This window comes from Microbacterium sp. 1262 (genome assembly GCF_040544895.1).
Lineage (GTDB): Bacteria > Actinomycetota > Actinomycetes > Actinomycetales > Microbacteriaceae > Microbacterium > Microbacterium plantarum.
On sequence record NZ_JBEPKU010000001.1, the window covers coordinates 850,407 to 862,642 of the forward strand.

Here is a 12,236-nt window from a genome sequence, read left to right on the forward strand (position 1 = left end):
GTGTCGGCGGCCGGCGGTAGGCTTCTGTGGTGACAGTTCCCGGGATCGTGCGCGCCCTTTCGCAGGCTGACTCCTTCCGGGAGGCGGTGACATCCGGTGCGGTCGGCAGCGTCGACTACTCGCTGGCCGACGGCCTCGACGCCCCGCTCCTCGCCGCGCTGCTCGAGCAGCGCCGGAGCGAGGGCCGACCCGCTGTCGTCCTCGCCGTCGCGCCCACCGGTCGTCGCGCCGAAACGCTCGGTGCTGCGCTGCAGTGTCTCGTCCCCGAGGCCGAGATCGTTCACTTCCCCGCCTGGGAGACCCTGCCGCACGAACGTCTGAGCCCGAGCCCCGAGACGGTGGGGCGTCGGCTCGCCGTGCTCCGCCGTGCAGCGGCCCATGATGGCGGCACGCCGTTGATCATCACCGCCTCGGTGCGCGCCGCTCTGCAGCCGCTTGCCGCGGGCCTAACCGACGCCGAGCCGATCTCGCTCACGGTGGGCACGCGCGGGAGCGACCTCGAGCAGGTCGTCCGCCGTCTCGTCGAACTCGCCTATCACCGTGTCGACATGGTCTCCCGCCGCGGCGAGTTCGCCGTGCGCGGCGGCATCCTCGACGTCTTTCCGGCCGCGGCCGACCACCCGCTGCGCATCGACTTCTTCGGTGACGAGGTCGACCAGATCCGCGCGTTCTCGATCGCCGACCAGCGGTCGCTCCCGGGCGAGGTCGAGAAGGCCGAGCTGCTTCCGGCCCGCGAGCTGCTCCTGACGCCGGCCGTCCGCGAGCGCGCTGCGACGATGGCGCCGACGTTCCCCAGCCTGACCGGCATGCTCGAGAAGATGTCGCAGGGCATCCCCGTCGAGGGGATGGAGTCGCTCCTGCCCGCGCTGGCGGAGGGGGTCGTGCCGCTCGTCGACTACCTGCCCCGAGGCTCCGCGATCGCGCTGGTCGATCCCGAGCGCTCGCGCACTCGGGCGCGCACGCTCGGCGAGACGAACCGTGAGTTCCTCGAGGCGGCGTGGAGCGCGGCCACCGCCGGGGCGGACAGCCCGGTCGATCTCGGCGCGGGCGACTTCCTGACGCTCCCCGCGCTGCGCGAGGCGATGCGTGAACGCTCCGGCGTGTGGTGGACGCTCAGTGCGTTCGACTCGGGAGCAGCGGATGCCGCGGACGAGGGGCTGACCGACACGGGCGACGACCTGCGCATCGACGGCAGTGCGGTGCCGTCTTTCCAGGGCAACGTCGACGGCGCCACTGCTCATATCGGTGACCTCCTCTCGCGCGGCTGGCGCGTCGTGGTGTGCGCGTCCGGTCCCGGGCTCGTCGACCGTGCCCGCGACGTGCTCGCCGAGCGCGGCATCGCCGCACGCACGAGCGATGGGGTCGCCGAATTGGCCGACGAGGCCGTCGCGGTCTGCGTCGTCGCGTCGCTCGAGCGCGGCTTCGAGTCGGCGGAGGCGAAGCTCGCCGTCCTGACCGAGAGCGAGTTCTACGGGCGCACGATCGGCAGTGACGGCCGCGTGGTGAAGAAGCTCGCGACACGACGGCGCAACGTCGTCGATCCGTTGCAGCTCAAGCCCGGTGACGTCGTCGTCCACTCGACCCACGGCATCGGAAAGTTCGTCGAGCTCGTGCAGCGCGAGGTATCTAGTGGCGGACGCAACGCGGTGAAGACGCAGCGCGAGTACCTCGTGCTCGAGTACGCGCCCGCCAAACGCGGCTATCCCGGCGACAAGCTCTTCGTGCCGACCGATCAGCTCGACCAGCTCTCGCGCTATGTCGGTGGTGAGGCGCCGGTGCTCTCGAAGATGGGCGGCAGCGACTGGGCGGCCGCGAAGGGCAAGGCGCGCAAGGCCGTTCGTGACATCGCCGTCGAGCTCGTCAAGCTGTACTCGGCCCGCATGGCGTCGAAGGGTCACGCGTTCGGGCCCGACACCCCGTGGCAGCGCGAGCTCGAAGAGGCGTTCCCGTTCGCGGAGACGCCCGACCAGCTGCAGACGATCGACGAGATCAAGGCCGACATGGAGAAGCCGATCCCGATGGATCGCCTGCTCTCGGGCGACGTCGGGTTCGGCAAGACAGAGGTCGCCGTCCGCGCCGCGTTCAAGGCGATCCAGGAGGGGAAGCAGGTCGCGATGCTGGTCCCGACCACGCTTCTCGCGAAGCAGCATCTCGAGACGTTCACCGAGCGCTTCGCCGGATTCCCGGTCAAGGTGCGCCCCCTGTCGCGGTTCCAGACTGCGAAGCAGGCCCGCGAGACGGTCGACGGGCTCGCCGACGGCACCGTCGACATGGTCATCGGCACCCACCGCATCCTGACCGAGAAGGTCGCCTTCAAGGATCTCGGGCTCCTCATCATCGACGAGGAGCAGCGGTTCGGTGTCGAACACAAGGACTCGCTGAAGAAGCTGAAGACCGGCGTCGACATCCTCGCGATGAGCGCGACGCCGATCCCGCGCACGCTCGAGATGGCCGTGACCGGCATCCGCGAGATGTCGACCCTGGCGACCCCGCCCGAGGAACGGCATCCGATCCTGACCTATGTCGGACCCCGCAGCGACAAGCAGATCGCGGCGGCCATCCGACGCGAGCTGCTGCGCGAGGGCCAGGTGTTCTTCGTGCACAACCGCGTGCAGTCGATCCAGCGGGTCGCGGCGCAGCTCGGTGAGCTGGTGCCCGAGGCGCGCATCGCCGTCGCGCACGGCCAGATGGGGGAGAACCAGCTCGAGCAGGTCGTGGACGATTTCTGGGAGCGGCGTGCCGACGTCCTCGTCTCGACGACGATCGTCGAGACCGGACTCGACATCTCGAACGCCAACACCATCATCATCGACCGTGCCGACAAGTACGGACTGAGCCAGCTGCACCAGCTGCGCGGCCGGGTCGGGCGCGGGCGCGAGCGCGCTTACGCGTACTTCCTGTACGACGAGAACAAGCCGCTGAGCGAGACCGCCGCCGACCGGCTCGAGACGATCGCGGTCAACAACGACCTCGGCTCGGGCATGCAGGTCGCGCTGAAAGACCTCGAGCTGCGTGGCGCGGGCAACCTGCTGGGCGCCGAGCAGGCCGGTCACATCGCCGGTGTCGGATTCGACCTCTACCTGCGGATGATCGGCGAGGCCGTCTCGACCTTCCGGGGCGAGGAGGTCGACGGGCCGGCCGAGCTGCGGCTCGAGCTCCCCGTGGCGGCGCGCATCCCCGAGGACTACATCGACAGCGAGCGCCTGCGCCTCGAGGCCTATCAGAAGCTGTCGGCTGCGGCAGCCGTCAGCGCGAAGGATGACGCGATCGATCTCGTCGTCGAGGAGCTGACCGACCGGTACGGCCGCCCGCCGGCCGAAGTGGAGGGACTGCTCGCGGTCGCTCGTCTGCGTCGTCGGGCCGCCCAGTCGGGGCTCACCGACGTCGTCGCGATGGGGCCGAACCTGCGGGTCGCGCCGGCGCGCCTGCCCGAGTCGATGCGCATCCGACTGCAGCGGCTGTACCCCAAGGCCAAGCTCCTCGCCGGCGGCGAAGCCCTCGTGGTCCCGCTGCCGACGGCAGGCGGCACCGTGCTCGGCGATGCGGATCTCATCGCCTGGACCGGTCAGCTGCTCGAGCAGCTCTTCCCCGTCGCCGCGCCGACGACGCCCGCCGCGACGTCCTGACGCGTCTCGGCCTCCTCGCCGGGGGCGCGCGTCAGAGGGTGATGCGGCCCGTCGCCAGCAGCACGACGGCGCACACGGCACCGAGCACAGACGCGCCGAAGATCACCCATTCGATGCGCGTGAAGACGCGGGCTCCAGCGCGCCGACGCGCCGCGGCGAAGAGTGCTGTGCCCGGCACGATGATCAGCAGCGAGAGCAGGAGGTAGTGCGCGCCGGCAGCGATCAGGAGGAACGTCGTGTACGCCGTCGCGATCACGGCGACGACGAGGTCGCGCATCCGCGCACGGTCGCCCGGGCGGTAGGTCTCGCCGGTGACGGTGAGCTTGAGCGCGTACCCGGCGGAGAGGACGAACGGGATCAGCACGAGGACACTCGTCAGATCGAGTGCCACCGAGAACGCGTTCTCGGCGAAGAGGACCACGACCAGCAGCACCTGCACCAGCGTCGTCGACAGGAGGAGCGCACCGACCGGCGTGTCGTCGGCATTGGTCCGCGAGAGGAATCTCGGGAGATCGCCCGACCGCGACGCCTCCAGCAGGACCTCCGCGGCCATCAGGGTCCACGACAGGTACGCGCCGAGCACGGCGACGATGAGGGATGCGCCGATGAAGACCGCACCGGCCGGGCCGACGATCGTCTCCAGGACTCCGCCCAGCGACGGCTCGGGCAGAGCGGCGATCTCCTCCCGCGGCAGCACGCCGAACGAGACGATGGTCACCGACGCGAACACCGCGAGCACGCTGAGGAAGCCGAGGAGGGTCGCGCGGCCCACGTCGCGGCGCGACCGGGCGTGCCGCGAGTTGACGCTCGCGCCCTCGAGACCGATGAAGACGAAGACGGTGACGAGCATCGTGGCGCGGATCTGGTCCCACAGCGGAGCGCCCGACGGGCCCGCCCAGTTGGCGGCGAACACCGCGGGATCGAAGACGGTGGCGCAGAGGATGACGAACACGACGATCGGCAGCGTCTTCGCGATGCTGACGACGCGGTTGACGGCGGCCGCCGATCGCACTCCGCGGCGGATCAGGATGAAGAACAGCCAGAGCCCCGCCGACGACACGGCCACGGCTGCCACCGTGTCGCCTGCGCCGAGGGCCGGGAACACCGCTCCGAGGGTGGAGGTGATGAACACCCAGTAGAAGACGTTGCCCGCGCACGCGCTGGCCCAGTAGCCGAACGCCGAGAAGTATCCGAGGTAGCTCCCGAAACCGGCTCGCGCGTAGCTGTAGACGCCCGCGTCGAGATCCGGCCGACGATTGGCCAGAAGCTGGAACGCGAAGGCGAGCGCGAGCATGCCCCCGCCCGCGACCGCCCACGCGATGAGCGTCCCGGCGACCCCGGTCTCGGCCGCGAAACCAGCGGGGAGCGAGAACACGCCCGCTCCCACCATCGACCCGATGACGAACGTCGACAGGGTGAGCATCGACACGGTCGCCGTGCGGGCTCCGGGGCGCGTGAGAGCGGACTCCGCGGGGGAGGAGGGATCGGAAGGCACGGGGTGAAAGCCTAACCCGGCTCGCACCCCGCCCCGCCCCGCGGCAGCGTCAGATGACGCCCTGGGCGAGCATCGCGCGCGCCACGCGCTCGAACCCGGCCGCATTCGCCCCGACGACGTAGTCGCCCGGGTGGCCGTAGCGCTCCGCGGCCGCGAATGCGGCGTCATGGACGTTCTTCATGATCTCGCGGAGCTTGTTCTCGCTGTCGGCGAAGCCCCACCGCTGGCGCGACGCATTCTGGCTCATCTCCAGCGCGGATGTCGCGACACCGCCCGCGTTCGCCGCCTTACCGGGGCCGAAGAGCACTCCGGCCGCACGGAACGCGTCGACAGCCTCGGGGGTCGAGGGCATGTTGGCTCCCTCGACGACGACCCGGACGCCGCTGTCGACGAGCGCGCGGGCGTCGTCTCCGTCGAGCTCGTTCTGCGTCGCGGACGGGATGGCGACGTCGACCGCGGTGCGCCACGGACGGCCACCTTCGATGAACGTCGCGCGGGGCCGGTGGTCCAGGTACGCCGAGATGCGTCGGCGATCGATCTCCTTGACCTGCTTGAGCACGGCGAGGTCGATCCCGTCCTCGTCGACGATGGTGCCCGACGAGTCGGATGCCGTGATCGGGGTCGCACCGAGCTGGTACGCCTTCTCGATGGCGTACGTCGCGACGTTGCCCGAGCCCGACACCGCGACGCGCTTGCCCTCGAGCGAGTCGCCCGCGACGGCGAGCATCTCCTGCGCGAAGAAGACCGCGCCGTAGCCCGTCGCCTCGGTGCGGACCTCGGCCCCGCCCCACTGCACGCCCTTGCCCGTGAACATGCCCGACTCGTGGCGGTTGGTGATCTTGCGGTACTGCCCGAAGAGGTACCCGATCTCGCGCGCACCGACGCCGATGTCGCCGGCCGGGACGTCGGTGTGCTCGCCGAGGTGGCGGTACAGCTCGTTCATGAACGACTGGCAGAAGCGCATGATCTCGGCATCCGAGCGACCGTGCGGGTCGAAGTCGCTGCCGCCCTTGGCGCCGCCGATGCCCTGACCGGTGAGGGCGTTCTTGAAGATCTGCTCGAAGCCGAGGAACTTCACGATCGACAGGTTCACGGTCGGGTGGAAGCGCAGCCCGCCCTTGTACGGTCCGAGCACCGAGGAGAACTGCACGCGATAGCCGCGGTTGACGCGAACCGTGCCGGCGTCGTCGAGCCACGGTACGCGGAACATGATCTGTCGCTCGGGCTCGACCAGACGTTCGAGGATGCCCTCGCGCGCGAGCTCGGGCTGGACCTCCACGACCGGCGCGATCGCCTCGAGCACCTCGTGCACGGCCTGCTGGAACTCGGGCTCGTTCGGATTGCGCTGGAGGACGGTGTCGAAGACCGGCTGAACGGAGGAGGGCAGGGGAGCGTGGTGTTCGGTCATGGTGGAGCTTTCTGGCCGAGCGGGCGGGACCCGATCCACGCTAGCGGGCACGACGGTGCCCGCCCGGCCATATGACGATCACCCGGTGTTCTGGAGGCCCGCCGCGACGCCGTTGACGGTGATGAGCAGCAGGCGCTGCCACTCGGGCGGGGTGGGTGCGTCCTGCTCGGTCGAGCGGAGCACACGCAGCGCCCGCAGCTGCAGGAGCGAGAGGGCGTCGACGTACGGGCTGCGCATCTTCACGGCGCGCTGGAGCACGGGCTTGTTGGCGAGCAGACCGTCGCCTCCCGCGATGCGCACGACCCAGTCGCGGGTGAGCAGCATCTCGTCGACGACGAGCTGTGCGAGATCATCGCGGTCGGCGAGCGCGAGGTGTCGACGAGCCATGCGCGGGTCGGCCTTCGCGAGGCTCATCGCCACGTTGTCGATGACCGTGCGCAGCAGGGGCCACTGCTGGTACGCCTCACGCAACAGCGCTTCGTCTCCGACCGCCTCGAGTGCGGTTCCGAGCCCGAACCAGCCCGCGAGGTTGATACGCGCCTGCGTCCAGGCGAAGACCCACGGGATCGCGCGCAGGTCTTCGAGCGACTCGACGGACAACCCGCGGCGCGCCGGGCGCGAGCCCAGGGCGAGGAGGCCGATCTCCTCCATCGGCGTGACGGCGGCGAACCACGGGGCGAACCCGGGTGCCTTCACGAGGGAGAAGAAGCGCTCGCGCGAGGCGGCATCCATCGTCGCCGCCACGTCGGCATACCGCTCGGCGGCTCGGCTGTTGCGCTCTTCGATCGACGGCGCGGAAGCGAGCAGGATCGCGGCGGCCACCTGATCGATGTGGCGCAGGGCGATGTCGGGGTCGCCGTAGCGGGCGAAGATGACCTCGCCCTGTTCGGTGAGCTTGAAGCGACCGTCGACCGAGTGCGGCGGCTGGGCGAGGATGGCGGAGTTGGCGGGCCCGCCGCCGCGGCCGAGAGCGCCGCCGCGGCCGTGGAACAGAGTGAGCTCGATGCGCTGCTCCTGCGCCCATGCGGCGATGCGTGCCTGCGCCTCGTAGAGGGCGAGGTTGGCTGCGACCGGTCCGACGTCCTTCGACGAGTCGGAGTAGCCGAGCATGACCTCCAGGCGCCGGCCGGTGGCTTCGAGGCGCGCGGCGAACGCCGGGTGGTCGACGATCTCGGCGAGGATTCCGGGAGCTGCCTGCAGATCGGCGAAGGTCTCGAACAGCGGGATGACGTCGAGGACCGGCGGGGTCCCGTCGGGACCGACGGCGTGACGCGCGAGGGCGTGCACGTTCGCGAGGTCGTCCGCCGACTGCGTGAACGACACGATGTAGCGGCCCGCGGCCCGCGGGCCGAAGCGCTTCTGCACCTGCGAGATGGTGCGGAAGACCTCCAGGACCTCGTTCGCGAGATCGCTCAGCTCGCCGCCCGCCTCGCACTCGGCGAGAACCTTGGCGTGGACGGCGGAGTGCTGCCGGACCTCGAGCTCCGCGAGGTGGAAGCCGAAGGTCTCGACGGCCCAGATCAGCTGCTGGAGCGCGCCGAAGGCCTGGCGCTTGGCGCCGGCCTCGTCGAGCGAGCTCTGCACGACACGCAGGTCGGCGAGGAACTCCTCGGGGTCGCTGTAGGCGAGGTCGGCGTTGCGCGCACGGGTGGCGCGGATGCGGCGTGCGAGCAGCATCATGACGCGCTTGTGGTGCTCCCCGGGGGCGCGCTTCACGGCGTCGGCGGCGCCCTCGTCGTCGGACGCGGCGAGGCGATCCCACAGTGCTCGCAGCGCGGGACTCGGGGGCGTCGTGTCTCCCGACATGGTCAATCCGCGGCCGACGCGCTCGGTGCTGCGCTCAAGGCCGAGGAGCACGTGCTCGGCGGCGATGCCGGCGGCCTTCTTCGTGACCGACGCGGTGACGAAGGGGTTCCCGTCACGGTCGCCGCCGACCCATGTACCCAGACGCACGAACGGCGCCACCACCGGGGGACGGCTGCCGGCGACCTCGCCCTGCAGGGCGTCGTCGAGACGACGGTAGACCAGCGGGATCGTCGTGTAGAGGGTGTCGTCGAACACGGCCATGACGGCGCGGACCTCGTCGGTCGGCGTCGGCTTCTCGGCGCGCAGCGGCGACGTGCGCCAGAGCGTGTCGATCTCCTCGAGCATGCGGCGGCGGGCCCGTCGGTGCTCGGCGCCACCGGCAGCGGAGTTCTCGAGCGTCTCGAGCAGGGTCACGAGCCTCCGGATGCTCTGCGAGACCGCGCGGCGACGTGCCTCCGTGGGGTGCGCCGTGAAGACGGGGTGGAAGCGCAGTTCGCGCAGCCGGCGCGCCGCTTCGTCCTCGCCCACCTCGGACGACAGCTGCGCGTATGCGGCGGGGATGGAGTCGCTCGCGCTGTCCTGGTCGGAGATGCCCGCGCGCTCGCGCAGGAGGCGCACGCGCTGGTGCTCCTCGGCCAGGTTCACGAGGTGGAAGTAGACGGTGAAGGCGCGTGCCACCTCGTCCGCACGCGCGACGCTGAACGACTCGGCGATGGCTGCCGCGCGCTCGAATGCCTCGGGGGAGTCGTCGGTGTACGCCTGGATCGTGGCGCCTCGCAGGCGTTCGACGTCGTCGAAGAGGCCGGGCGAGCCGCTCTCTCGCAGCACCCGGCCCAGCATCGAGCCGAGCATCCGCACGTCGGCGCGCATCGCCTCGGGGATCTCCTGCTCGGCCTCGTATCGGCCGACGAGATCGATGGCTTCGGTTCGGGTCAGCTCGCGCATGCCTCCAAAGTACTGGCACGCGCGACCGCGCTTTGACACGGGCGTCACACACGCGCCGTCGGCTGCCGCTGTGTTACGGCGGGGCTAGCCTGGGACCGTCCCGTACGAAGGAGCCCGATGTCCGATCCGCTGCGTGACGCCGCCGAGACGATGCGCGCCGTGCGCGACCGATGCGTGTGGACGGCGCAGATCTCCCATCGCGATCTCGTCCCGTACCTCATCGAGGAGTCGGCGGAGGTGGTGGATGCCGTCGAGGCGGGCACGGTGGACGACCTCCGGGAGGAGCTCGGAGACCTGCTGTGGCAGGTGCTCTTCCACGCTGAGATCGCGTCGCGTGCGGCATCCGATCCGTTCGACATCGACGACGTCGCCCGGGGTCTGACTGAGAAGATGGTGCGGCGGCATCCCCACGTTTTCGGCGACGCGACGGCCGAGACTCCCGAGCAGGTGCTCGTGCTCTGGAACGCCGCGAAGTCGGCCGAGAAGCGCGCGCGCACGAGTGTGCTCGACGGAGTGTCCGCCCACATGCCGACGCTCGCCCTGGCCCAGAAGATGCTCGCCAAGTCGGAGTCCGTCCTGTCTGCCGCACCGGCGCCACCCGCGGAACCGCCCGCCGACGAAGCCGGGCTCGGTGACGCGCTGCTCGCGCTCGTCGCTCACGGCCGCGCCCAGGGCTGGGATGCCGAGCGCGCCCTGCGCGAACGACTGCGCACCCTGGGCGCCGACATCCGCGAGGCCGAGGGCACCAGTGGCGCCGCCGCCGACCTGGAAGGATAGGACGGTGCCCACCGTGAACCCGCCGCGCGGCATGCGCGACTTCCTTCCCGCCGACAAAGCCCGCCGCGAGCGCGTTCTCGCCGTCGTCCGCGAGCGCTACCGAGCGCACGGCTTCGACGAGATCGAGACACCCGTCATGGAGGAGTACGGACGTCTGCACGCCGGAATCGGCGGCGACAACGAGAAGCTCGCGTACAACGTGCTCGCGCGCGGACTCGACGCCGACGGCATCCGCGCCGCGGCGGACGACCCTGCCGCGCTCACCGATCTGGGGCTGCGCTACGACCTGACGGTGCCGCTCGCCCGCTTCTACGCCTCGCACCGTGCCGAGCTGCCCACGGTGTTCCGCGCGATCCAGATCGCGCCGGTGTGGCGCGCCGAGCGGCCGCAGAAGGGTCGCTACCGGCAGTTCGTGCAGTGCGACATCGACATCATCGGCGACGCGACCTCGCGAGCGGAGACCGAGCTGATGACGGCGAGCCTCGACGCTCTCGACGCGCTCGGTCTGACCGGTGCGTCGGTGCGCATCAACGACCGGCGCGTGCTCGATGCGATGCTCGCGACGTTCGGGTTCGCCGAGTCCGAGCGCCCGGGAGTGCTCATCACGATCGACAAGCTCGACAAGCTCGGGACGGACGGCGTCGTAGCCGAACTGCGCGAGCGTGGTGCCACCCCGGCCGCCGCGGACGCGTTCGAGGCGTTCCTTCGCCGCCCGCAGTCGGATGCCGCGGCCTTCGACGCCGACGGCATCCGCTCGCGACTTCCCGAGGGCGTGGGCGACGACGTGATCTCGCACCTCGTCGGCATCGGCGAGGCCGTGCGGTCGGCGCGGGGCGGGTCGACCGAGGTGCCGCTCGTCTTCGACCCGTTCCTCGTGCGGGGCATGGGCTATTACACCGGCACGATCTTCGAGCTGGCGCACCCCTCGGTGTCGTACTCGCTCGGCGGGGGCGGCCGCTACGACGGCATGATCGGCCGGTTCCTCGGCTCGGACGTGCCGGCCGTGGGCTTCTCGCTGGGGTTCGAAAGGCTCGTCGACCTGCTGGGCTCGTCGGCGGGCGATGACCGCACCGGCGTCGTGCTCGTCCACGATCGTGACGTGCCGCTGCCCGAACTCCTCGCCGCGAAGGCACACCTTCTGGCGACCGGTTCGCGGGTGCGGCTCGAGCAGCGCCCGAAGAACCTCAAGGCGCTGCTCGAGCGCGCCGCTGCCGACGGCTACGCCGCCTTCGTCACGCTGCGTGCGGGGGAGGACGTCGGATCGGTCGAGCCACGCCCGATCGGCTGAGGGACTCCCGACGTCGTTCGCGCGAGCGTCGGATAGTCTTCCGCGCCCGTTCACTCGACGGTGTTGTGCTGGCGTCATGACCACACCTGTCGTGCGCATCGCCGCGGCCGTCGGCGGCGCCGTTCTCTCGGCTGGAGCCGTCGCGCTGGCCTCGGGCGTCGTGCTGGCACGGCAGGCCGCGCTCGCGCGAGAGCGAATCGGCAAGCCCCTGGGTGAGCTCGCCCTCGACGCCGACCGGCTGTGGCGCCGCTCCTATGCGGGCGAGCCGGTGCGTCTGGTCATGCTCGGCGACTCGCTCGCCGCGGGCCTCGGGGCCGAGCGTCGGAAAGACACTCTCGGCGGACGGCTCGCGCGCGGACTGGCGAAGCGTGCGCGCCGCCCCGTGCGGCTCCGGACCGGCGCCGTCGTGGGCGCGGAGTCATCGACGCTGCCGGACCAGATCGCAGCCCTCGGCGGCGATGCCGCGGCCGATGTCGCGGTGATCGTGGTCGGCGGAAACGACGTTACGCACCGCATCCCCGCCGCTGACGCGGCTCGCAGCCTCGCCGACGCCGTCGAGACGTTGCTTGCTCGGGGGTGTGCGGTCGTGGTGGGCACCTGTCCGGACCTCGGGGCCCTCCGACCGGTCCCGCAGCCGCTGCGGAGCTTCGCATCGCGGGCGTCGCGGGCGCTCGCGCAGGCTCAGGAGACCGGCGCGCGGGCAGCCGGCGCGCGGGTCGTCTCACTCCGCCGCGCTGTGGGACCGGTGTTCGTCGACAATCCGGACGAGATGTTCTCCCTCGACCGATTCCACCCGAGCGCACTCGGGTACCGGCGCACCGCTGACGCGCTGCTCCCGGCGGTCGCCGCCGCCCTCGACGAGGTGATGGCGGAGCGGATGCTGGCGCGGGC

At 71.0% G+C, this 12,236-nt stretch carries 6 protein-coding genes and 1 pseudogene; 4 read left to right on the forward strand and 3 right to left on the reverse strand.

Going from position 1 to position 12,236, the window contains the following annotated elements; genetic code table 11:
* Positions 1–29: 29 nt before the first annotated feature.
* A complete protein-coding gene (gene mfd / locus ABIC53_RS03985; protein ID WP_354450510.1) occupies positions 30–3,626 on the forward strand; it encodes a transcription-repair coupling factor in 3,597 nt (1,198 codons plus the stop codon).
* Positions 3,627–3,657: 31 nt separating this feature from the next.
* Here mfd and ABIC53_RS03990 read toward each other — a convergent pair whose 3' ends face one another.
* The 3 genes from ABIC53_RS03990 to ABIC53_RS04000 all read right to left on the reverse strand — a co-directional run bounded on the left by ABIC53_RS03990 (position 3,658) and on the right by ABIC53_RS04000 (position 9,280).
* Positions 3,658–5,049 carry a basic amino acid/polyamine antiporter gene (locus ABIC53_RS03990; RefSeq protein ID WP_354452158.1) on the reverse strand — a complete coding sequence of 464 codons (1,392 nt, stop codon included), beginning with the start codon at positions 5,047–5,049 and terminating at the stop codon, positions 3,658–3,660.
* A 121-nt stretch (positions 5,050–5,170) separates the two neighbouring features.
* Positions 5,171–6,529, reverse strand: coding sequence for an NADP-specific glutamate dehydrogenase (gene gdhA / locus ABIC53_RS03995; protein WP_274177995.1), 1,359 nt, complete (start codon positions 6,527–6,529; stop codon positions 5,171–5,173).
* Between the two features lie 78 nt (positions 6,530–6,607).
* Positions 6,608–9,280: a phosphoenolpyruvate carboxylase gene (locus ABIC53_RS04000; RefSeq protein ID WP_282501037.1), complete on the reverse strand. Its 2,673-nt coding sequence runs from the start codon at positions 9,278–9,280 to the stop codon at positions 6,608–6,610.
* 117 nt (positions 9,281–9,397) lie between these two features.
* Between ABIC53_RS04000 and ABIC53_RS04005 the strand changes: the two genes are divergently transcribed.
* The 3 genes and pseudogenes from ABIC53_RS04005 to ABIC53_RS04015 form a co-directional block, all read left to right on the forward strand.
* Entirely contained in the window at positions 9,398–10,057 is a 660-nt protein-coding gene (locus tag ABIC53_RS04005; RefSeq protein ID WP_274177993.1) for a nucleoside triphosphate pyrophosphohydrolase, read from the forward strand.
* Between the two features lie 31 nt (positions 10,058–10,088).
* Positions 10,089–11,345 (forward strand): histidine--tRNA ligase, encoded by a 1,257-nt coding sequence (gene hisS, locus ABIC53_RS04010; protein ID WP_282502580.1) that lies wholly within the window; start codon positions 10,089–10,091, stop codon positions 11,343–11,345.
* Between the two features lie 280 nt (positions 11,346–11,625).
* Positions 11,626–12,165: pseudogene (locus tag ABIC53_RS04015) on the forward strand (SGNH/GDSL hydrolase family protein); the annotation flags it as partial.
* Positions 12,166–12,236 lie beyond the last annotated feature (71 nt).

Coding starts and splice junctions, on each gene's coding strand:
- ABIC53_RS03990 (WP_354452158.1), bottom strand. CDS start 5,049: ATGCTCACCCTGTCGACGTTCGTCATCGGGTCGATGGTGGGAGCGGGC.
- gdhA (WP_274177995.1), bottom strand. CDS start 6,529: ATGACCGAACACCACGCTCCCCTGCCCTCCTCCGTTCAGCCGGTCTTC.
- ABIC53_RS04000 (WP_282501037.1), bottom strand. CDS start 9,280: ATGCGCGAGCTGACCCGAACCGAAGCCATCGATCTCGTCGGCCGATAC.
- ABIC53_RS04005 (WP_274177993.1), top strand. CDS start 9,398: ATGTCCGATCCGCTGCGTGACGCCGCCGAGACGATGCGCGCCGTGCGC.
- hisS (WP_282502580.1), top strand. CDS start 10,089: ATGCGCGACTTCCTTCCCGCCGACAAAGCCCGCCGCGAGCGCGTTCTC.